General features: G+C 37.9%; 17 protein-coding genes and 1 tRNA gene. 7 read left to right on the top strand and 11 right to left on the bottom strand.

Annotation, left to right across the window (positions count from 1 at the left end):
- The 3 genes from MW688_RS23890 (at position 1) to fba (ending at position 3,644) form a co-directional block, all read left to right on the top strand.
- The gene (locus tag MW688_RS23890) at positions 1-1,374 is read left to right on the top strand and encodes a TIGR03279 family radical SAM protein (RefSeq protein ID WP_486738517.1); all 1,374 of its coding nucleotides are present in this window, start codon (positions 1-3) and stop codon (positions 1,372-1,374) included.
- Positions 1,375-1,812: 438 nt separating this feature from the next.
- The gene (locus MW688_RS23885) at positions 1,813-2,451 is read left to right on the top strand and encodes a histidine phosphatase family protein (protein ID WP_486738516.1); all 639 of its coding nucleotides are present in this window, start codon (positions 1,813-1,815) and stop codon (positions 2,449-2,451) included.
- A gap of 119 nt (positions 2,452-2,570) precedes the next feature.
- Positions 2,571-3,644: a class II fructose-bisphosphate aldolase gene (fba, locus tag MW688_RS23880; RefSeq protein WP_486738515.1), complete on the top strand. Its 1,074-nt coding sequence runs from the start codon at positions 2,571-2,573 to the stop codon at positions 3,642-3,644.
- Between the two features lie 443 nt (positions 3,645-4,087).
- On the opposite strand, the gene MW688_RS23875 is transcribed toward fba, so the two are convergent.
- Positions 4,088-4,161: transfer RNA gene (locus MW688_RS23875), tRNA-Leu, on the bottom strand.
- A 166-nt stretch (positions 4,162-4,327) separates the two neighbouring features.
- Positions 4,328-4,624: a hypothetical protein gene (locus MW688_RS23870; RefSeq protein WP_486738514.1), complete on the bottom strand. Its 297-nt coding sequence runs from the start codon at positions 4,622-4,624 to the stop codon at positions 4,328-4,330.
- A gap of 196 nt (positions 4,625-4,820) precedes the next feature.
- Between MW688_RS23870 and MW688_RS23865 the strand changes: the two genes are divergently transcribed.
- Positions 4,821-6,887 (top strand): DNA phosphorothioation-associated putative methyltransferase, encoded by a 2,067-nt coding sequence (locus MW688_RS23865; RefSeq protein WP_486738513.1) that lies wholly within the window; start codon positions 4,821-4,823, stop codon positions 6,885-6,887.
- A gap of 143 nt (positions 6,888-7,030) precedes the next feature.
- On the opposite strand, the gene MW688_RS23860 is transcribed toward MW688_RS23865, so the two are convergent.
- The 8 genes from MW688_RS23860 to MW688_RS23825 all read right to left on the bottom strand — a co-directional run bounded on the left by MW688_RS23860 (position 7,031) and on the right by MW688_RS23825 (position 13,664).
- Positions 7,031-8,638 (bottom strand): mechanosensitive ion channel family protein, encoded by a 1,608-nt coding sequence (locus MW688_RS23860; protein ID WP_486738512.1) that lies wholly within the window; start codon positions 8,636-8,638, stop codon positions 7,031-7,033.
- Between the two features lie 272 nt (positions 8,639-8,910).
- Positions 8,911-9,216: an NADH-quinone oxidoreductase subunit NuoK gene (nuoK, locus tag MW688_RS23855; protein ID WP_486738534.1), complete on the bottom strand. Its 306-nt coding sequence runs from the start codon at positions 9,214-9,216 to the stop codon at positions 8,911-8,913.
- A gap of 8 nt (positions 9,217-9,224) precedes the next feature.
- The gene (locus tag MW688_RS23850) at positions 9,225-9,839 is read right to left on the bottom strand and encodes an NADH-quinone oxidoreductase subunit J (RefSeq protein WP_486738511.1); all 615 of its coding nucleotides are present in this window, start codon (positions 9,837-9,839) and stop codon (positions 9,225-9,227) included.
- 150 nt (positions 9,840-9,989) lie between these two features.
- A complete protein-coding gene (ndhI, locus tag MW688_RS23845; RefSeq protein WP_486738510.1) occupies positions 9,990-10,589 on the bottom strand; it encodes an NAD(P)H-quinone oxidoreductase subunit I in 600 nt (199 codons plus the stop codon).
- Positions 10,590-10,594: 5 nt separating this feature from the next.
- Positions 10,595-11,713, bottom strand: a complete 1,119-nt coding sequence (gene nuoH, locus MW688_RS23840) for an NADH-quinone oxidoreductase subunit NuoH (RefSeq protein ID WP_486738509.1) — start codon at positions 11,711-11,713, stop codon at positions 10,595-10,597.
- Between the two features lie 107 nt (positions 11,714-11,820).
- Complete coding sequence (hemE, locus tag MW688_RS23835) at positions 11,821-12,882, bottom strand: uroporphyrinogen decarboxylase (RefSeq protein ID WP_486738508.1); 1,062 nt, start codon at positions 12,880-12,882, stop codon at positions 11,821-11,823.
- A 112-nt stretch (positions 12,883-12,994) separates the two neighbouring features.
- Entirely contained in the window at positions 12,995-13,123 is a 129-nt protein-coding gene (locus MW688_RS23830; RefSeq protein WP_486738507.1) for a Photosystem I reaction center subunit IX, read from the bottom strand.
- A 43-nt stretch (positions 13,124-13,166) separates the two neighbouring features.
- Complete coding sequence (locus MW688_RS23825) at positions 13,167-13,664, bottom strand: Photosystem I reaction center subunit III (protein ID WP_486738506.1); 498 nt, start codon at positions 13,662-13,664, stop codon at positions 13,167-13,169.
- Positions 13,665-13,835: 171 nt separating this feature from the next.
- Here MW688_RS23825 and tsaD point away from each other — a divergent pair, with 171 nt between their 5' ends.
- The 3 genes from tsaD to MW688_RS23810 all read left to right on the top strand — a co-directional run bounded on the left by tsaD (position 13,836) and on the right by MW688_RS23810 (position 17,306).
- Positions 13,836-14,879, top strand: coding sequence for a tRNA (adenosine(37)-N6)-threonylcarbamoyltransferase complex transferase subunit TsaD (tsaD, locus tag MW688_RS23820; RefSeq protein ID WP_486738505.1), 1,044 nt, complete (start codon positions 13,836-13,838; stop codon positions 14,877-14,879).
- Between the two features lie 114 nt (positions 14,880-14,993).
- A complete protein-coding gene (locus MW688_RS23815) occupies positions 14,994-16,949 on the top strand; it encodes a mechanosensitive ion channel family protein (protein WP_486738504.1) in 1,956 nt (651 codons plus the stop codon).
- A 213-nt stretch (positions 16,950-17,162) separates the two neighbouring features.
- The gene (locus MW688_RS23810) at positions 17,163-17,306 is read left to right on the top strand and encodes a hypothetical protein (protein ID WP_486738503.1); all 144 of its coding nucleotides are present in this window, start codon (positions 17,163-17,165) and stop codon (positions 17,304-17,306) included.
- A 28-nt stretch (positions 17,307-17,334) separates the two neighbouring features.
- On the opposite strand, the gene MW688_RS23805 is transcribed toward MW688_RS23810, so the two are convergent.
- Positions 17,335-21,261, bottom strand: coding sequence for an nSTAND1 domain-containing NTPase (locus MW688_RS23805; RefSeq protein WP_486738502.1), 3,927 nt, complete (start codon positions 21,259-21,261; stop codon positions 17,335-17,337).
- Positions 21,262-22,520 lie beyond the last annotated feature (1,259 nt).

Below are 22,520 nucleotides of genomic sequence, written 5' to 3'. Positions count from 1 at the left end.
ATGAGCAAAACAGCTACTAAACCTGCACGTATTAGTAAAGTTATCCCTAATTCTATCGCCGAAGAATTAGGGTTTGAAATTGGCGATGGAATAGTTGCTATCAATGGTAATCGTCCACGAGACCTAATTGACTATCAATATCTATGCGCTGATGAATTTCTGACTCTAGAAGTCATCGATGCCCAAGGCAATACCCACATAGTAGAATTAGAAAAAGACTATGATGATGATTTAGGTTTAGAGTTTGAAACAGCGCTATTTGATGGTTTAATCCAGTGTAATAATCATTGTCCCTTCTGTTTTATCGACCAACAACCCCCAGGTAAAAGAGATACCCTCTATCTCAAAGACGATGATTACCGTCTAAGCTTCCTCTACGGTAGTTATTTAACTCTAACTAATCTCAGTCAAAAAGAATGGCAACGTATTGAACAAATGCGTTTATCTCCCCTATACGTATCTGTACACGCCACAGAAGCACCTGTAAGGATACGTCTATTAAAAAACGAACGGGCAGGCCAAATTATGGACCAAATAGCCTGGTTTGCCCAAAAGCGCCTTTCAATTCATGCCCAAGTAGTTGTATGTCCAGGAATTAACGACGGTAAACATTTAGAGAAAACTTTATTAGATTTAAGTCGCTTTCACTCGGGAGAAGTTCCTGCGGTGTTATCGGCAGCAGTAGTGCCTGTGGGATTAACTAAATTTCGTCCCTCACAAGAAGACGAACTTATTCCCGTAACTAGAGAAAAAGCTAGAGAAGTTATTGACCAAGTACAAAGTTTACAAAAAATATTCCTAGAAAAATATAATAGTCGTTTTGCTTGGTTAGCTGATGAATGGTTTTTAATTGGTCAAAGGGAATTACCCAAAGAATCAGAATACGAAGACTATCCCCAAATAGGAAACGGCGTAGGTTCAATTCAAAAATTTATGGGGGAATTTCTACAACTAGCTGATGAGATGCTCCCACAAAAGCTAAATATTCCCCGTCGCTTCACTTGGGTAGTAGGTAACGCCGTAGAAACTGCCTTTTTACCTTTAGTAGAAAGATTAAATCAAGTAGAGAACTTAGAGATAATTTTTGCTCCTCTCCGTAGCGATTATTGGGGTCAAGCAATTACTGTAACTGGTTTACTCACAGGACATGATTTATTGTTGGGATTACAGGAAAAAGACTTGGGAGATGGTATTTTACTCCCTAGCTTGATGTTAAAGCATGATACGGAGATTTTTTTAGATGATTTAACAGTTACTCAAGTGTCTCAAAAGTTAGGTATACCTATTTTGGTGGTTAATGGTACAGAAGATTTATTAGACTTTTTGCAAAAATCAGGACATAGCTCATATCTTCCACCAGAACTTATGTACTAAATTAACCTCAGAAAAAGTTCATTTCTCTTTCGCCTAAGATCTTGCACTCGGTCAACCAATTTTTAAGCGTTGAGCATTAATTCTTTAACTCATTACTCACTATTCATCCACCACAAGTAAATGAGTGATAAAGATGCAAGATCTAAGTTGTTGGGTTTCGTCACCTCAACCCAACCTACTGGCTACTTCAAAACTTCAAGACTTCTTACTTCAAAACTCATTACTCATTACTCATTACTCATTACTCATTACTCAACCCCCACCAGTAACATTAGGTAAAGATGCAAGATCTGAGATAGGGAGCAGTTCTAGAAATCTTTTGTATTTTTACTTTGGCAACAGATTTATGAGAATTTATGTCTAAGAAAATACCTAGCCATAAGCCTAGAAGATTTTTTCTGATAAAGTTAGAGAGATATTATCAAAAAGTCATCAATTATGAGCTTAACTCTCTATTTTTTAAGACACGGCGAAACTGAATACAGTCTAACTGGTAGTTATTGTGGCATCACCGATGCTGAATTGACTTCCCATGGTGAAGAAATGGCTAAAGAATTTGCTAACGCCTATAAATCTATTCCCTGGAAAGCGGTTTATGTAAGTCCTATGAAAAGAACCATAGCCACGGCAAAACCTCTCTGTGACGCCCTAGGCTTAACTATGGAGATTAGAGAAGGTCTTAAGGAAATGAATTATGGAAAATGGGAAGATAAAAGCCGCGATTGGGTAAAAGTTAATTATCTGGAGAATTATATTAACTGGATGACTGAACCTGCCTGGAATCGACCCTTTGAAGGAGAAACAGCTATAGAAATAGCTAGTCGGGCTTCTTTAGTTATTTCTGAAATCCAAGAAAAGTATACAGAAGGAAATGTTTTAGTAGTAGCTCACAAGGCTACTATTAGAATTATAATATGTAGCTTATTAGGAATTGATTTGGGACGTTATCGCGATCGCATAGATATGCCAGCAGGATCAGTAAGTCAGATAAAATTTGATGTACATGGACCATTATTACAGGTATTGGGAGATCGCTCATACATGAATGAAGCTTTACAAAAAAGAATTGGCACATAAAAACAAAAAATAGTTAGTCAAAATGTAAAATTTATCTTAAGATTAACAAATAAGAGAATTAACTTTCTTGACAAGTAAAAAGTAAAACAAAAGAAAAATAAAGATATAGGAGGAAACCTATGGCGCTCGTACCAATGCGATTGCTTTTAGATCACGCAGCAGAAAACGGCTACGGCATCCCTGCTTACAATGTGAACAATATGGAACAAGTCCAAGCAATCATGCAGGCAGCAGACGAATCCGATAGCCCAGTAATTTTACAAGCTTCTCGTGGTGCTCGCAAATATGCAGGCGAAAACTTCCTCCGCCACTTGATTGTTGCTGCGGTAGAAACTTACCCCCATATACCCATCGCTATGCACCAAGACCATGGTAATAGCCCCGCAACTTGCTATTCAGCGATTCGTAATGGCTTTACCAGTGTAATGATGGATGGTTCTCTAGAAGCTGACGCTAAAACTCCTGCTAGTTTTGAGTATAACGTTAACGTAACAGCAGAAGTAGTAAAAGTAGCTCATTCTATTGGTGTTAGTGTAGAAGGTGAACTAGGCTGCCTAGGTTCTCTAGAAACTGGAAAAGGAGAGAAAGAAGACGGACACGGTGCAGAAGGTGTTCTCACCAAAGAGCAACTATTAACAGACCCTGATGAAGCTGTTCAGTTTGTAGAACAAACTCAAGTAGATGCCCTTGCTGTAGCAATTGGAACTAGCCACGGCGCTTACAAATTTACTCGTAAACCTACTGGTGAAATCTTAGCGATTAGTCGTATTGAAGAAATCAATCGCCGTCTACCCAACACTCACCTAGTAATGCACGGTTCTTCTTCAGTGCCTCAAAAATGGATTGATTTAATCAATGAGTATGGCGGAAAAATTCCTGAAACTTACGGTGTACCTATCGAAGAAATTCAAAAAGGTATTAAGAGTGGTGTACGCAAAGTTAATATTGACACTGACAACCGTTTAGCGATTACAGCAGCTATTCGTGAAGCAGCTTTTAAAGATCCTTCTAACTTTGACCCCCGTCACTTCCTCAAACCTTCTATCACATATATGAAAGAAGTTTGCTTGAAGCGTTATGAAGCTTTCTGGACAGCAGGTAATGCTAGTAGCATCAAACAAATTCCTTTAGATGAATTTGCTGCTAAATATGCTAGTGGTGAACTTTCTGTGAAAAAAGCTGTAACTGCTTAATTTCTAACTTATAAAAGTGAATTACCCCACCCTTGACTCATAGGGTGGGGTTTTATGCAAATTTTGCTTCCTTGTCCACTTTCCTTCCTTGTCTGCCTTGTCTTACCTTGTGAGAGGACAGCCCCTCACTAAAAATTTCGGCGCCAGTCATGGCGACTGCTATGATTTGCATATCTGTTTTATTGGATTCAAAAATACTTCATGTCTGGCCAAATTGGCAACATGCTCAGAAAAAGGTTACACTTATTACTGTTAAGTCAAAGTACAACATTGGCAAGATTATGAAAGAGAAAACAAAAGAATCATATCTCCCTGTTTTTCAATCGGAAACGGAGAAGACTAATTTAATACTTTTAGAAAATTTATTAGAAAAAGCCCATCCTATTTTATACTTTATATAAATAATACAAAAATCGCGCAAGTTAAGAAAGCTGTGATTCATAGGTGGGATTCGAACCCACGTGACTTTCAAATAAGCCTACTTTATTTTGAATAAAGCGCCTTAAACCACTCGGCCAGTATGTAAGCTTTCTTCGTTAGGGCGCGACTATTTTTAGTATTACACAAATCTGAGAAAATAGCAAAAAGATTCTTTCACAAAGTTCTAAGAACTATTATTTTCGCCGTCCTGACAAATACTATTAAGTTTTATAACTAGTTGTATATATTTTATTTAACTTATACTATTGATCAACTTGTTCTCTATTAAGTTGATTAAAGGGATTAGGACCGTCATCTGTGAGACCAAATTCATTTAATAACACAACTATTCCAACTGATACTATTGCCCCTAAACAGAGTCCTATAATCAAGAGAATTATAAACAGTTTTTGCATCTTCTTTTTCTTAGCAGTCAGACTCGGTGAAAAAGTTTTTATCTCTGTGACTTCTGAATTTTGGGATTCAGGAGAATGTTGATTATCTGAAAATGAATTTTGAGAAGAGTTGTTGTTAAAATTATTAAAGGGTTGATTATTCACAATTTACTTAAATTTTGTATTTTAATGTTTCCAGAGCTATCTAAAAGCAAATATAAACTTGATTTACTACTATATATAATTTCTATAATATCTTTCTAATACTATTATGCCAAATGTTTTCCAGGAAAAACAATTTTTAGTAAAAATCAACTAAAAAATACTTCTAGAAGATGAGATCCTCAATATTTTTTGGGAAATGAGTTACGAAATAGAAGCGATCGCCACTCACTGTCAAAATAGTAATATAGGTAAACTCTTACCTAATGCTTTGTATATACATATTTATTCTCTATCATCTCTATCCCAGTTATTACAAGACTATGAAAGTACAGCTAAACAGGTAATTCCCGAGAATATACAATATACCCTAATAAAATTTAGTACAGATAAACTGAAGATATCATACTTATATTATCCTGAATTTGACCAGAATCCCCATCCACCCTTAGCCTATAGCCTAGTTGTTGACGTAGCCACATTAACAGTTAGATTTTGGGATTATCGCCAAAGTAATAACCCGCCTATTCTACATCGTAAAGAAACCTTTGTCAGTGGTGATTATCCCCTCTATTCAGAATTTGCCCATCTTACTCAAACAGAAGAGAAGCTAGATTTACTAAAAAATTCCCATTTAATTGGCACAAGTCAACAATGGCAACAACGCCTACAGGCACATCATTTAGATTTTATGGGACATTATTTAGTTTGCCCCCTCAATAGTCAAAGTAACCAAAAAATAGCAATTGAACGCCATAAAGCAGCAATTTATCGGAAAAATCTATCTCTTCCTGTACGAATAGCTTTAGAAGCCGAATTATTTACCCCAGAAACTACTTTTTTTGACTATGGTTGCGGTCACGGAGCAGATGTAGTAGAAATTCAAGAACGAGGGTATAATAGTAATGGTTGGGATCCATATTATTGTGGCGATCTCCCTTTAGTTGAGAGTGATCTTGTTAATCTAGGCTACGTAATTAACGTCATAGAAAATCTTAACGAAAGACGTCAAGCCTTACTCAAAGCCTGGGAATTGAGCAAAAAAATACTGATAGTCGCCGCCCAAGTTTTAATCGATGATACTGCTAAAGGTTGGTTAGCTTATGGAGATGGAGTGGTAACTACCCGCAACACCTTTCAGAAATATTATCAACAGGAAGAATTAAAAAGCTATATTGATCAAGTTTTAGGAGTAGATGCGATTCCCGTAGCTTTGGGTATATATTTTGTTTTCCGCGATCCAACTCAAGGAGAAATTTTCCGTGCTTCTCGTTTTCACCGCAGTTTACGCACCCCGAGACTTCGTCAACCAGTCAAAAGTTATCAAGACTATCAAGAATTATTAGCACCTCTAGCAGATTTTATCACCAGAAGAGGACGTTTACCTATCAAAGGAGAGTTAAGCAATGAGACAGAAGTAAAAGCCGAATTAGGCAGCATTCGTAAAGCGTTTAAACTAATTTTACAAGCTACTGATACCCAAGAGTGGGAAGCGATCGCCGAACAACGCCGTGAAGATTTATTATTATATTTAGCCTTAAGTAATTTTAGAGTGCGCCCTACTTTTCAGCAACTTTCTCCCCTAGTTAAACAAGATATCAAAGGGTTATTTGGCAGTTATAAACAAGCTTGTCTCCTAGCAGATATGATGTTAATCACAGTATCTGACTTAGAAAATTTAGCGGACATTGCCAAAACTAGTACAGTAGGATATAAATCTGCACAATATTTCTTAATTCATATTAGTGCTTTAGATAGTTTAGATGTGATGTTACGTCTTTACGAAGGTTGCGCTAGTCGTACTTTTGGACGTTTAGAAACAGCTAACTTAATCAGATTTTCTTGGAAAAAACCACAAATTACCTATTTATGCGCCCCTGATTTTGATCAACTTCCTCATCCTCTAGTTACCAATACTATGACAATTACCTTAGATACACTGCATATTAGTTATCGAGATTACCAAGAAGAGGACAATCCTCCGATTATTCACCGTAAAGATAGTTTAGTAGAATCTAACTATCCCAACTATGACAAATTCTGTAAACTCACTCGTCAAGAAGAAGACTGGGGTGTGTTGAGTAATCTTAGTAAGATTAGTCGTCTCCAGGGTTGGTTAAATTGTTTAGAGGAAAATGGTGCTAATTTACAAGGTTATCGTTTAGTTTGGCGCAAAGATTTAGATCCATATCGCTTAAAATTGTTAAAAGCACAGGTACAAGAGAGAAAGCGTCACAGAAATTTAGAAACACCAGATTTTAGTTAGCTTCTACCTACCTCGGATTTTGTCTAATTCTTTCAATACAAAGAAAAAATAATTAATAAAGTTTAAAGCCATGGAAAAACATAGCTTCTCTCTATATCTTAACATTTTTATTAAAAACACTAGAAACAATTCTTTACAAAAAACTAGGATATCTTATCATCAAAATTAATCTGATTCCACTGTTGTTGTTTTTCTGAACCATCGCCATTATTTACATAGGGAGTTTTAATAGGAAAAGGAATGACAATACCTTCTTGCTGGTAACGCTTATAAAGCTTTTTAATAAATTTATGTTTAATAATTAACTGGTCAAAATAATCTTCTACCTTAAGAAAAACTGTGAAGTTTATACTATAGTAATCGAACTTGCTATAGCATAAAAAAGGCTCATCCTTTGGAGATTTCAATGCCAACTCCTCTTGAGGCGTAGTTTGGGAGATCGCCTTTTGACTTGAGTTAGATAAAATCTCTGTAATCACTTCTCTCGCTACTTCTAGAGTAACCTCTTCTACTTTTTCTAAATCACTATCGTAGCTAACACCCAACTCCACAGGTACTAATATTTTCCTTTCAGGAAGTCCGTAGTTAGTAAAACTTGAACCGATTAATTGTGCATTAGGAATTACCTGTAAGTTTCCGGTTATTCTTCTAATCACCGTATACTTTAGTTCTACATCAGTAACATAACCTTCTTCACCGCTACTTAATTTAATGTAATCACCTGGTCTAACTTTTTTAGAAGAAATTATCGTAATACCGGAAGTAAGGTTTTCCAAAGGTCCTTTTAAGGCTAAACCAATAGATACACCTCCAACCCCTAAAGCAGTAATCAAAGGAGTTATACTAATCCCAATTGATTGTAGAATTACTAAAAATCCAAGGCTAAAAACCACCAATTTAGTAATAACTTCAAACAAAGAAGTGATTGTCGGACTACTATCTTCTCCTCTATTTGTATATAATTGAATAAAATTAATAGCTAAGCGATAAACAACTATAGTAGCTGAAGCTAGAAAAACAACAATTATTACTTTGATAATAACTACTTGTACAGAATTGGGCAAAGGGAACATATTAACAGCAATAAATATCCCGCCCAAGATTGGCCAAAAAATAGTTACCTTATCAAAAGACTGTATAATTAAATCATCAAATTCCCATTCAGTTCTTCTGGTTAAATCTTGTAATAATGGGAATCCTTTTTGATCTATAATAAATGCTAACACCACACTAGCAATAACAATTGCAAAGGGTAAAATAAATCGATAAATTTCTTCTGTAGAAAACCCCGCAATATTAACAATAGCAATGACACCTAAACTATAAATAACTAAAGAAGTAAATCTGTCAAAGGCACGACTTACAGGAAAATTTCCCTGGTCTCGATAATAGTTAATAAAAGCACTAGCTAGTCTAGCGATAGTAAAGGTAATTGATGCTACTACCAAAGCTGTTAATACTTTTCTAATAACAGTAAGGAGAGGAAAGTAATTAAATTCTAATTCTCCTAAATAAAAATTAACTAGGCCATCATTTAAAGAGATATAAACTCCCCCAATGAAACACCAAATTACAATTAAATGTCGAAAATATTTAATAATAATCTCATCCCCTCGCCATTGAGTTTCAGCCGCAAGCCTCCTCAAGAATTTAATTGCTAATTTTTCCAGGACAACTCCTAATACTACACTAAGTACAACAATTGCTACAGGAATGACTAATCGCCAATAAACGAAAGGATCTTCAATCATGTTGATAAGCTGTTTTTGTATCTAAATTGAACTGTTAAGAGGAAGAAAATAGGGAAGACTATCATTTGTTTTAGTTTATTTGATAATATTCAGTTTTAATGCGTCTAATCATCTAATACTCAAAAATCGTAATAATTACCCAGAAAACGTAGTTTATCCCACCGAAGGGGTGCAATAAACTTACTCAAAATTGCCACTTGAGTAAGTTTATTGCACCCCTCACCAAAAAAAGCCGTACATCACAGGTGAGGGATTACGAACAAAACTTTAAATTACCACTTGAGTAAGTTAAACTGTTCCATATCTATAGTATCGCGATTCCGATAGATTGCTAAAACAATAGCCAAGCCTACGGCAGCTTCTGCGGCGGCAATGGTAATCACGAACACAGTAAATACTTGGCCTTTGATTCCGGTGGAGTCTAAAAAATTAGAAAACCCCATCAGATTGAGATTTACCGCATTCAGTAGTAACTCAATAGACATAAGCACTCTAACCGCATTGCGACTGGTAATCAGACCATAAATTCCAATACAGAACAAAGCTGCTGCTAATATTAAAAAGTATTCCAGTTGTATTTGCATAATTATTCTTCAGGGGTTTGACTAGAGATTGTGGTTGCTAATTCCCGAGGACGTTCTGGTAAAGTCAAGGCTGATTGGCGACTGTCTGTAGTTATATCAGGAAGTAAGTCACGACGCGCCAACACAATCGCCCCTACCATCGCCATCAGTAGTAATACCGAGGCCAATTCAAAGGGAAGTAAAAAGTCGCTAAAAAAATGTTTTCCGATAGTAACAATAGTACTCTCAAGGGCAACAGGAGAACCAGTCTCTAAATCCCAAGGAGTAATAAATACCATTGTAGTTAACAAGGCAAATAGACCCACACAGACTAAAGCTGTGGCGCCTTTGCGAATCCAACGTTTTGGTATATTAGCATAATCTTCCTGCTTATTTACTAGCATAATCGCGAATAAAATCAGCACATTGACTGCACCCACATAAATCAAAATTTGAGCTGCGGCCACAAAATCAGCGTTAAGGAGAATATATAAACCAGAAATACTGATAAAAACTCCTCCCAACAAAAAGGCAGAATAGACAATATTAGATAGTAAAACTACTCCCAAAGCTGCCCCAATCATCATCGCAGCTAGTATAAAAAAAGAGACTAATTGAACTCCTTCGGCTAAATTCACTTGTTGATGTACTCCTCAAATTGCGTTTAAATATGAAAACCCGGGTTAAGGGTTTAGTTTTATAGTTCTAGAGGATATGTAAATCAAGCATCACTATAAGTCTAGAAGCATCAAATCTACTTAACCCGGTTATTAGGATAATTTACATCCTTAGCTATCTTCATTGTTAGCTTGGTTTTCTGCCATAATATCTTCTGGATGTTTGCCTGCTCTTTTGCTACCTTTGGGTAAATCATGGGGTGATATTACTCCTTTAGGTAGGTAACCTAATTCGCGCAGGGGAGTGACCATAGGATCTTGGGTGACTTTGGAGGGGAGTCTACCTAAAGCCACGTTATCATAGTTTAGTTCATGGCGGTCATAGGCAGCTAATTCGTATTCTTCGGTCATTGATAGGCAATTGGTAGGGCAATATTCTACACAATTTCCACAGAAGATACAAACTCCAAAATCGATACTATAGTGTTTTAATTCTTTTTTCTTGGCTTCTTTGTTAAATTCCCAATCTACTACGGGTAGATTAATGGGGCAAACTCTCACACAGACTTCGCAGGAGATACATTTATCAAACTCAAAGTGAATTCTACCGCGATAACGTTCTGAGGGAATTAATTTTTCGTAAGGGTATTGAACTGTCACGGGACGACGCTGCATGTGGTCAAAAGTTACTGATAATCCTTGACCGATATATTTTGCTGCTTCAACACTGCTTTTTGCGTAGTCACCGACTTGTTTAAGAATATTGAACATAGTTATTATCCACCAAAAGCTACAGGAAAAGCGAGTTTCAATGCTGCTGTAATTAACAGGTTAGCTAGGGAAACGGGTAAAAGAAATTTCCAGCCCAAGTCTAAAAGTTGATCGATACGTACCCGAGGTACTGTCCAACGCAATAACACAGCTAAGAATATGAGAAAATAGGCTTTTAAAACCGTCATGGTAATTCCTAGAGATGCTGTGATAATTTGCAACCACGGAGTTGTTTCACTTACCCCTAACCATCCAGCTAGAAGATCTACAGGAAGTATAAATTCCCAACCTCCTAAGTAGAGGACAGAAAAAACTAGGGCTGATAGTACTAGGTTAACGTATGAACCCACATAAAAGAGGCCAAATTTCATGCCTGCGTATTCTGTTTGATAACCGGCTACTAATTCTTCTTCTGCTTCGGGTAAGTCAAAGGGTAATCTTTCGCATTCGGCTAAGGCGGCGATCCAAAATACTAAGAAACCTACTGGTTGGCGCCAAATATTCCAGCCGAGAATTCCATATCCTGATTGTTGTCCTACAATGTCAATGGTGCTTAGGCTATTAGATAGCATGGCGATCGCCAATACTGATAAGGCTAGAGGTATTTCATAACTAATTGATTGTGCCGCAGCCCTTAACCCTCCCAATAGGGAATACTTATTATTAGATGCGTATCCAGACATAAGTAATCCAATCGGTGTGATACTTGATAGGGCAATCCACAGGAAAATTCCCACATTTAAATCTGTGATTACCAAATTCTGACCGAAGGGAACAATTAGGTATGATAAAAATACCGGAATTACCACAATAATCGGACCAAATGTAAATAACCAGCGATCTGCTTTTGCTGGGACTACGTCTTCTTTGAATACTAATTTTAGTCCGTCTGCTACTGGCTGTAATACCCCTAAAGGTCCTGCGTATTCTGGGCCAATTCTTTGTTGAGCTGCGGCGGAGATTTTACGTTCTAGCCACACAACTACTAATACCCCTACTGTAGCGCCAATAATCATTAAAATCATTGGTAATGGTAGCCAAATTGTTTTAGCTAAACCTTGGGGTAGTCCTAATTCTGTTAGGGATTGAATAAAACTTCCTTTGAGATCGATTCCTGAGTTCATTTGTTTTTCAGTATACAGATTTTGTAAAGATTGTTTACAAACTTTAGTCTACAGTATAGCTCACTGGCGAACACTCATTTTTGTCAGTTCTACCAGTGAAAATGGGTTTAAGCTTCAATCAAGAGTTTATCTGCTTGTTTTGCTGTTTCAAAGAAGAATCTGACATTATCTTCAGGAGTGCCTACTAATACTCCGTGACCTAAATTCAAAATATGTCCGCGATTTCCTGCTTTTTTAATCGTATCTAAAATGCGATCGCGAATAAATGCTTGAGAACCAAATAAAACTCCTGGATCTATATTCCCCTGGACTTTCATTTCATTTCCTAATCTTTGTCGCGCTACGGCCATATCTACTGTCCAATCTACACTTACTATATCTACTCCCGATTCTCCCATTTTTTCTAAAATCCCTCCACTACCACTGATATAGAGAATCAATGGTGTATCTGGGTGAGTTTGTTTAACTAAATTTACTACCTTTTGTTGATAGGGTAGGGCAAAGGTTTGATAGTCTTGGGGACTTAGTTCTCCCGCCCAGGAATCGAACATCTGTACTACTTGGGCTCCACAGTCAATTTGATAGCGCACATAAACAGCGATCTCCTCTGCTAACTTATGCAAAAACTGGTGCAACATATCACTTTCTGAAAAAGCCATAGTCTTAATTACTGAATAGGTTTTAGAGCTTTTTCCTTCAATTGCATATGCAGCTAAAGTCCAGGGAGCACCCACAAACCCTAGTACAGTTGATTTATTTCCCACTTCTTGACGGAGAGAATTTAAAATGGTCTTAATAAAGGGCAGAGATGCTGCTGGGTTTAGAGGAGTGAGATTGTCTATTTGCTCTTGAGTGCGAATTGGTTGTTCAATAATTGGGCCTTTTTGCTCGATTATTTCAAAGGGAATCCCCATTCCCGGTAGAGGAGTAAGAATATCAGAGAACATAATTACCCCATCTGGTTGAAAAGCCCGCCATGGTTGTAAAGATATCTCAATAGCTAATTCAGGATTTTCAGAGCGTTCGCGAAAACTAGGGTATTTATCTCGTAAATCTCGATAAACCTTCATATAACGTCCTGCTTGCCGCATCATCCATACAGGAGGACGTTCAAGGACTTCACCACGGGCAGCTCGTAACAAAAGGGGTATTTGGGGGGAGTTGGTCATTTTTTTTATTTTCTCTCTCTTCAATATTTATTTTCTCACAATAAGAAAGGGAACTGGATTGGGTTCCCTTTCTTCAAAATTATTTTGCTGTTGTTTAATCCTTAATCACTTTTTATGGAAGGGGGTGAAACAGTAAATCAGGAAACACGTAATTAAATACAATCAGCAAAACCGCTGTAAAACTTAACAATGCAGTAATTAAAACTGGTGCTGTAGATAAGAAAGCATTTAAATCTTTCATAAGCTTCTCCTTAGAATTATTTAAGTGATGTGAAAAACAAAAGTTAACGAGGTGAAATTGGTACTTTGTTATCGGGAACTGTTAATTCACCAGAAAGCAGTTCTTTCACAGCCGCTAGAGGCCAAGCAAAACCTGATAACATGTATTTAATTGCTAAAGGCACATCAATGATGATTTCTTTTTGTTCAGGTTTTTTCTCTGATTGAATGTCAATTAGATAAGCACGGCCTACCCAACCAATCCAACCAGCAATGTACAAAAATAGAACACTGGGAATCAAGAAATCTCCAGCGTGACTATAGCGACCATCTACGATGAGATGGGGTAGGCCCTCAGGTCCACATAGTGCTTGGGAATAGCGCTCAGCACGTTTTGCCCCAGACATTGGATCGCTTGTAGTGTTGCGAAAGTTTTTCGCCCTTTCTTGATAAGCAGAAGATTCACTACATGGTACCAATCCCGCCACATCATCGGCAGCAGCCGGGGGTACAAAGTTTAAGCACAACATTATGGCCAAAATTAAAGCAAAAAATCGTCCCATAGATTTGTTTCCTGTTTTTGAAATCGATTAATCACTATAATTTTAAGGGATAGAGCTTTATCTCGATATGTTGCTTAATCTATCTTAATCGTTCTTAATTATCTCAACAATGCGATCGCCTCTATTCATCTTCTACTAGAATATAAATTAAATAGATTTGCAAAAAAACCAATGGCAACGATTTTAGCAGTAGAAACCAGTTGTGATGAAACTGCGGTGGCAATTGTTAGAAACCGTGAGATATGCAGTAATGTAGTAGCTTCACAGATTTCTTTACACAGTAATTATGGTGGGGTAGTACCAGAAATCGCCTCTCGCCAACATCTAATGACAATTAATCCCCTAATTACCGCCGCACTCGAACAAGCAGAATTAGCCTGGAGTGAGATAGAGGCGATCGCCGCTACCTGCGCCCCTGGTTTAGTTGGTGCCCTGTTAATTGGTTTAAGTGCCGCTAAAACCTTGGCGATGGTTCACTCTAAACCTTTTTTAGGGGTACATCATCTCGAAGGACATATCTATGCAACCTATTTAAGTCAACCTAAACTACAACCCCCTTTTATCTCTTTACTAGTTTCCGGTGGACATACTAGTATGATTTTAGTCAAAGAATGTGGTAACTATCAAAGTTTGGGAAGTACCCGCGATGACGCCGCAGGAGAAGCTTTTGACAAGGTAGCACGATTATTACACTTAGGTTATCCAGGGGGACCAGCTATTGACCGCCTCGCCAAACAGGGTAACCCACAAGCTTTCTCTCTCCCAGAGGGGAAAATATCCCTACCAGAAGGAGGTTATCACCCCTATGACTATAGTTTTAGTGGTTTAAAAACCGCAGTTATGCGCCTAGTCAAACAGCTAGAAGCAGAAACCCCTCAATCTCTACCTCAAGCCGATATCGCCGCTAGTTTTCAAGCTACAGTAGCTAAAACTTTGACTCAAAAAACTATAGCTTGTGCTTTGGACTATGGTATTAAAACTATTGCTGTTGGGGGTGGAGTCGCCGCTAATAGTGCTTTGAGAGAATATTTACAAGCTGCTGCTGCGACTCATAATCTTACGGTTTACTTTCCTCCCCTAAAACTATGTACTGACAATGCGGCAATGATAGCTTGTGCTGCGGCAGAACATTTTCAGTTAGGGCATATTTCTCCTCTAACTCTCGGTGTACAATCTCGTTTGGAAATTACTGAGGTGATGCAGTTATATTCTTAACTGATGTTACGGAAACATAGAATTATAGAATTTCTGAGAAATGCGGGGTAAAACGGAAGATGAATATAGAATATAAAATATAGCAATTTATTTATTTTTGTTATTTATTAAAATATGCCAATATTGCCTTCATCAAAGATATATTCCCTAAACTCACCTCTACTCAAAGTCTATAGATTAATTAAGTTTCTGGCCTTATTGGTTTCTATCGGCTTACTGTCCTTGACTCTAGCTTTAGGTTGGTCATTGCCTAGTGCAACACAAATATTTCCTGATTTAAGCTCATCTGGAAATGAGATAGCTAGAGAATCCTTCATTCCCACCTTTACTGTGGGAAATTTAGAGGTAGCTCCAGTGTTTCTTGATGGAAAAGTAATTGCAACTGTGGAATCATTCATTGAATTGAGTCTGGATCAAGATGGCAGTAGAGAGAGTTCCTATGGTGCCCATATTCGTTCTCAATTAATTAACTCCAAACTGCAAAAAATTCTTGATAATATGAACCGATACTCTCGACGAGTTCTTCTTCAGAAAGGAATATCCCAACCAGACGAACAAGAAAGAGAACTCACAAAGCAGTTAGTTACCAGTATTTCTGACCGAGAAGGGAATATAGTTGTTTCAATTACATTTCCTGAAGACGACGTACCAGAAATAGTTTACACAGTTACCTCAGCAGAAATAGAAAGACCTCGATTAGGAGGTTCACAACCGTTAAAAATTGCCGAAAGGGCGGCTAATCTTCTAGAAAATGCCTTGATTGAAGCGTGGAAAGAACGACAAACTCCTTACTTAGCCTTGCAAGTTCGCAGAGGTCTATTAATCTTAGTTGCTTTAGCAATTACCAGCCTTATTATAGGGTTGATACAAAAACATCTAGACTTAAAAAAAAGAAGACTTAATAATAGTTTATCTAAAGCGGAAACTCTTCAACCTCAAAATGATGATGTTTTTAATTCAACAATGATCGCCGAGGAGTCAGAAGCAATCAACTCTCTGATAGATCGGAAATTTTCCCTCAATCAACATTATAGTCTTAATGCTTTATATAGAACTGCATTGTTTTGGACTCAATTGCTGATGTGGATGTTGGGAATTGGCTATTTGACGAGCTTGTTTTACTGGACTCGCCCACTGAGTAATTGGATTATGGGGGTGAGCATCAATGGTGTTTGGTATCGAGAAGAATTGACTAATTTGCCTCCACTGGATTGGCTAACTACTTTCGGGCGACAAGCTACCCTAGGAATCCCATTATTTATCTTACTGCTGTTCCTTATAGCTCGATTGATTATTAGAGGCGGAGATGCTCTTAGCGACTTTTTGATTGGGCAGTGGAGAGAAAAACAATCACTCAAACGCTATACTGTACGTGCTCCCACTTTGATGAGAGCCGTCAAAAGTTGGCTGAGAGTCCTAGTTTACCTATTGCTGGGGGTAATTATTCTCTATCATTTGCATCGGTTAGGTACTATTACTCAAGTTGTGGCAGTCTTTCTCGGCTTTTTCAGTTTTGCTATTTCCCTAGCTTCTCAGGACTTGCTCAAAGATCTAATCGCAGGGTTGCTCATTCTATGGGAAGATCAGTATGCGGTGGGAGATGTTGTGGTTATTGGAAATCAAGATGGGTTAGTAGAAAGGATTACCCTGAGAGTTACTCAATTGCGAAATCTTGATGGCGAGTTAATTACTATTCCTAATCGCTCAATTGAAATAGTGCGAAATCTCTCTAGTGATTGGTCACGGGTGAATTATGCTATTGAGGTAGGCTATGATGCTGACGTGGATGTTGCTTTGAAAGTCATTGAAGCAGTGGCTCAACAAATTTATGAAGATCCCCAATGGGAAGAACTGATCTTAGAAGCACCAGAAATATTGGGAGTAGAGAATATTTCCCACACGGGTCTTTTAATCCGATTGCTTATTAAAACATTACCACTACAACAATGGTCTGTAGCTAGGGAATTTCGCCGCCGTCTGAAGAAGGCTTTTGATGAGCAGGGTATTAATGTAGGTGTTCCACAACAAATGATGTATATTAATCAATACGCCGAAAAGAGTTTTAAGTAAAATTACTTAATTTCCCAAATAATGTATTTTTTTAGACATTATAGCATCGAGTAACTTATAGTAATCTCAAGTAATAAAAGAGTTTGAAACCCCTATTTTCTCATTACCCCCCTGAATGCTTACCTTTATTTTGAAACTGATAAAGGTATCCAAGACTTAGAAATCAACCTCAATTCTGTAATTATTCTCCCAGAAGATGACGGTATTGATGAGATGGGAATTCTTCCCGAGAGAGTCAGTCAACAACTTGACCAAACCCAACAATTAATTAGAGAATGTGCCGAATATACCCTCAATTCCTTTAAAAATTTTGCCTCTGCTGAAGTAAAGATTCATCCACCACAAGTAAATGAGTGATAAAGATGCGAGGGTCTCTTGCTGCTGCTTAACTAGGTAAATTCCCTTCTAACCACTCACCTCCCCAGGCGACTAATTTTTCTAGGGTATGCACTTTCCACACCCTAGCGGTTTTATCGGCTGAAGCCGTGAGAATCTGGCTACCATCGGGGCTAAATTGAGCATTAATTACCTGGTCTTGATGACCAGAAAGAGTAGCTAACAGGTCCCCAGATTGAGACCACACTTTGGCGGTTTTATCGGCTGAAGCCGTAACAATCAGGCTGCCATCGGGGCTAAATTGGGCATTATATACCTGGTCTTGATGACCAGAAAGAGTAGCTAACAGGTCCCCCGATTGTGACCACACTTTGGCGGTTTTATCGGCTGAAGCCGTAACAATCAGGCTGCCATCGGGGCTAAATTGGGCATTATATACCGGGGATTGATGACCAGAAAGAGTAGTTAACAGGTCCTCGGATTGTGACCACACCTTGGCGGTTTTATCTCTTGAAGCCGTAACAATCAGGCTGCCATCGGGGCTAAATTGGGCATTATATACCCAGTCTTGATGACCAGAAAGATTAGCTAACAGGTCCCCCGATTGTGACCACACCCTAGCGGTTTTATCGGCTGAAGCCGTAAGAATCTGGGTGCCATCGGGGCTAAATTGGGCATTATCTACCCGGTCTTGATGACCAGATAGAGTAGTTAACAGGTCCCCCAATTGAGACCAGACCTTGGCGGTTTTATCGGCTGAAGCCGTAACAATCAGGCGGCCATCGGGGCTAAATTGGGCATTTCTTACCCAGTCTTGATGACCAGAAAGAGTAGTTAACAGGTTCCCGGATTGTGACCACACCCTAGCGGTATTATCGGCTGAAGCCGTAACAATCAGGCGGCCATCGGGGCTAAATTGGGCATTATTTACCCGGTCTTGATGACCAGATAGAGTAGTTAACAAATCCCCGGATTGAGACCACACCTTGGCGGTTTTATCTCTTGAAGCCGTGAGAATCAGGCGGCCATCGGGGCTAAATTGGGCATTATTTACATAGTCTTGATGACCTGAAAGAGTAGCTAACAGGTCCCCCGATTGAGACCACACTTTGGCGGTTTTATCGGCTGAAGCCGTAACAATCAGGCTGCCATCGGGGCTAAATTGGGCATTATTTACCCAGTCTTGATGACCCGAGAGAGTAGCTAACAGGTCTCCCTCTCTTGACCACACTTTGGCGGTATTATCTCCTGAAGCCGTAACAATCAGGCGGCCATCGGGGCTAAATTGGGCATTTCTTACCCAGGATTGATGACCGGAAAGAGTAGCTAACAAATCCCCGGATTGTGACCAGACCTTGGCGGTATTATCTCCTGAAGCCGTAACAATCAGGCTGCCATCGGGGCTAAATTGGGCATTAATTACCCGGTCTTGATGACCTTTTAGAGTTTTAACCTTTTTAGGTAAATTGTCATAAATACTATTAAGTGCCAGAATCGGACTAGCCGCAGGATAAGTTCCATTTTTTTGTTGAAGAGGAAGTAATTCTTTTCCTGCTTTAACTGCCGTTAATAATGCTTGTGTTGGTTGATGATTATTGAGATGATTTAAAGCTTTTACTCCTAAACGTTCAAGTTTAGTGGCAGTTTGTGCATTTTTCAGGTCTTGCTTAGCTATAGCGATATTCTGATTTAATTTTTCTAATTCTCGAATCTTTCCTTTCTCATACTCATCACTTCTGTGATAAAAGTCTTCTGCTTCTTGGGGATAGCGTAAAAAAGGACGTAACTTCTCCCATTCCCTTCTCACTTGCGCTAATAACCCTCCCATGATTAAATTATTCTCATCAGGATTATTTAACCATTCTTGCCTTTGTTCTTCTAATCTTTCCTCTAAACGTCGTAATTCTCGGTTTTCTTCTCGCCACTTAGTAAAAGTATTCCACCCTTCTATTAAGGCTTCATGAACTAAATCCACCCAACCCCCTTGATGATTAATGGCTGTGGTCTCATCTTTGGAGTTAGACTTGGTGTATACATCGCTGTCTGTGACTAATAATCTTGCAGACACTAGGCCATATTTACCATCAATAAGTTTATTTAACTCTTTTTGCTGTTCGGAGTCATTCTCCAGGATATTTAATAATATCTCTTTGGGGACTCTTTCTCTAGTATCTTTTTCTTGGTTGGCAGTACGAATTAAACGCAGAAAAATTAACTTTATCCATTGTTTTTCTAATTCTGTGCGTTGTGTTTGGGGTGAATCTTGATAATAATCCCTATACTGATATACTTTTTCTGCATATAGATTCAAGACTTGGTTTAAACCTGTTTTTTTTGGCTGTGTATCTTTTTCTTCTACAGTTCCCAATTTTTGGTAAGCTTCTTTGGTTAACTTCTGGTTATTTTTATCCCGCTTTTCCCACAATAGGGTTAAGGCAAACTCTAATAACGGTAAAAAGTTCTCTTCCTCACTCACATCTTCTAATAATTGCGCTAATAAACTCGCTTCAATATCAAATCCTTGTTTTTCTGCTGGTTTAACAATAATCTCTTCTATATCCTCAGTCTCTAAGGGTGGCATATAAATCCCTTGATTTTGAATAAGATAATGCCATGACTGATATTTTAAACATCGGTGGATAAAATCAGCCCGCATAGTGGTTACAATCACTAATGATGATTTATCTTGCCTATCTATTTGAGTAATTAAATCTAGAAATCGCTTTCTATCTTTTTCACTCCTGCAAACTGTAAAGATTTCCTCAAATTGGTCAATAAATAAGAAGTAACGCTGAGAATTAGGTAAAGCAGCAATAATATCTCCTATTCCCTTGTTTTCATTCTCAATAATCTCGTTTAATTCTTCTTCATCTAGACTTACTCTCTCCCTAAATACTCCTCTTAATCCCTCTAGCGGTTTCATCCCTGGCTTGAGGGTAGGTAAAATACACCAAGTTTGACTTTCTTTCTCTAACCATGTCATTACTCCTGCATAAATTACCGAAGATTTACCACTTCCCGAAGGTCCAATAAGGGGAATAATGTTATATTCATCCAAGGCTTGTTTAATATCTTCTGTTAATCCCTTTCTCCCATAGAAAAATACCTCACTCTCTCGGGTAAATACATTTAATCCCTGATAAGGACAAATTATATTTCCCTGGTTATCTCTGATTGGTTCAATTTCTAAAACTTCTTCTGCTTTCTCAAGGGGATGTTTAACTAAAACTATGGCCTCTCCTATCCCCATTCTTAATGGGGTTGGCAATTTTCCTCCAATTTGACTACTAACAAACTCAAAAAGGCGATCGCCACTTATCTCCCCTTTACTATTAACATTATCTTGGGATAAACCGTCAATAATTGCCCCTGAAAAAACACTATGTTCATCTTTTCTGATGCTTTTTGCTGTTTCCGTTGAACGACAAGCGGTTATTAGATAATAATTCTTTCTGTGGTTAAATGTTGTTAAACTCTCTCTCATTAATTGAGATTCAAGATGAGATTCAAGATATTCACCACTATGACAACAATCTAATAACACCACCAATTCACTTAAATTGGCTTTGTCAATCAAATAATCTAAATCTTTGAGAGGAAACCCATTTTTTTGTTCAATAATCTGATTCTTCTCAACTTTCACCTGACAATCGGAAGTGGCTAAATATCCTATTGGTCTTTCTAGGCGATCGCTTAGAATAAACCCATGTCCTGTCAAATAGATTAAGCTTGGCCTTCCCTCAGCTATTTCTAAAAATTCCTCTATTTGCTTATACAATTCATCTACTGTTACCTTTGCTGCTTTCATTTCATAATCTGCTGTCTCAGGATTTCCCTGATGAGGTAATCTGGTTATCTGATAATCCCCATATTTGTGTAGCAATTGAGCAATATGCTCTGCATCCTGAGTCGTTTTAGGAAGGGGAGGAAAACAATCATATTCAGGAATGGCAATAATGAGAGCAAACTTTGTCATAGTAGACTAGATGTTAGTTTACAAACAGAGCTATAAATTCACCTATATTTTAACACCATACCACAAACTTTCACTGAACAGACAAGACATACAATTACTATGACTAGGCAAGAACTTTATTTTGAAACTGATAACACTTGGTAATTGTGGGAAAAAAGATACTTTTTTTCCTTGACAATTATTTAGTCATTTAGCTATAATATTCGTAACGGGGAGCTCGGCCATAACGTAGTATAAAATAATAATAAAATACTAAAAATGAGGGCGATCGCATTAATTCTTGAACTCATTACTTCAAAACTTCTTTCACTTCAAGACTTCAAGACTCCAAAACCCATTACTCCAAAACTCCAAGACTTCAAGACTTCTTACTTCAAGACGTCTTACTCATTACTCATTACTTCAAGACTCATTACTCATTACTTCAAGATTCATCCACCACCAGTAACATTAGGTATAGATGCAAGATCTGAGTAAGGGGGGCTAGGGGCAGGGCTGTTTTGTTCTTGACAAAGAAAATGGCGAGGAGAAGCACCGGAGCACGGGAGCACCGGAGCAGGGAGAGGGGGTGCAATAAACTTACTCAAAATTGCCAGCGAAAGCGGAGAGCGCCAAGAGAGGCTGTTTTGTGGTCAATAATCTTGAGTTATTGGGAGGCGCTCTCCGCCACTTCACAAGTTATTTGTGACCCCAAACCATTAACTGGTAAAGGCTGGCAATTTTGAGCAGGTTTTCTCTCGCGGATTTTTTACTAATAATAAATCACCTTTTTTCTAATAATAGAAAAATTTTGTTAGCTGCAAACTAACCCGTTCACCCAATCACCCTACACCCTAACCCCCTCCATTTTCTTTTGGGAGAAGTCATATTGAGATTGAAATTAAGTGTAAATTTTAGGATTTATTATTCTTAGCGATCGCCTATGATAAGTTTTTTAACTATATAGTTATTAATTGAGTATACTAAGTAAACTATAATTAGATTAATGTTCATTTTGATTGTGCATCAAGTAACTACTCAAAGATATTAACAAAACGGAAAAAGAAATATAAACAATATCTAAATTATGCTTAATCTCTAAGGTAATCATTTTCTTAAATAGACTAACAATAAGGGGCATATTTCTCCTCTAACTCTCGGTGTACGATCTCGCTTAGAAATTACTGAGGTGATGGAGTTATATTCTTAACTGATGTTACTTTATCTACCGCTTCTAAAAATCTACTCAAATTTACTCAAACAGCAAAATAAGACAGAAA

The sequence above is a fragment of the Johannesbaptistia floridana genome, from assembly GCF_057440575.1.
This window is presented reverse-complemented; position numbering and strand designations above follow the sequence as displayed.

Bases quoted from the DNA above. Each gene is read 5' to 3' on its own strand.
- MW688_RS23890 (WP_486738517.1), top strand. From the start codon at position 1: ATGAGCAAAACAGCTACTAAACCTGCACGTATTAGTAAAGTTATCCCT.
- MW688_RS23885 (WP_486738516.1), top strand. From the start codon at position 1,813: ATGAGCTTAACTCTCTATTTTTTAAGACACGGCGAAACTGAATACAGT.
- fba (WP_486738515.1), top strand. From the start codon at position 2,571: ATGGCGCTCGTACCAATGCGATTGCTTTTAGATCACGCAGCAGAAAAC.
- MW688_RS23865 (WP_486738513.1), top strand. From the start codon at position 4,821: ATGAGTTACGAAATAGAAGCGATCGCCACTCACTGTCAAAATAGTAAT.
- MW688_RS23860 (WP_486738512.1), bottom strand. From the start codon at position 8,638: ATGATTGAAGATCCTTTCGTTTATTGGCGATTAGTCATTCCTGTAGCA.
- ndhI (WP_486738510.1), bottom strand. From the start codon at position 10,589: ATGTTCAATATTCTTAAACAAGTCGGTGACTACGCAAAAAGCAGTGTT.
- nuoH (WP_486738509.1), bottom strand. From the start codon at position 11,713: ATGAACTCAGGAATCGATCTCAAAGGAAGTTTTATTCAATCCCTAACA.
- hemE (WP_486738508.1), bottom strand. From the start codon at position 12,882: ATGACCAACTCCCCCCAAATACCCCTTTTGTTACGAGCTGCCCGTGGT.
- MW688_RS23830 (WP_486738507.1), bottom strand. From the start codon at position 13,123: ATGAAAGATTTAAATGCTTTCTTATCTACAGCACCAGTTTTAATTACT.
- MW688_RS23825 (WP_486738506.1), bottom strand. From the start codon at position 13,664: ATGGGACGATTTTTTGCTTTAATTTTGGCCATAATGTTGTGCTTAAAC.
- tsaD (WP_486738505.1), top strand. From the start codon at position 13,836: ATGGCAACGATTTTAGCAGTAGAAACCAGTTGTGATGAAACTGCGGTG.
- MW688_RS23815 (WP_486738504.1), top strand. From the start codon at position 14,994: ATGCCAATATTGCCTTCATCAAAGATATATTCCCTAAACTCACCTCTA.
- MW688_RS23810 (WP_486738503.1), top strand. From the start codon at position 17,163: ATGGGAATTCTTCCCGAGAGAGTCAGTCAACAACTTGACCAAACCCAA.
- MW688_RS23805 (WP_486738502.1), bottom strand. From the start codon at position 21,261: ATGACAAAGTTTGCTCTCATTATTGCCATTCCTGAATATGATTGTTTT.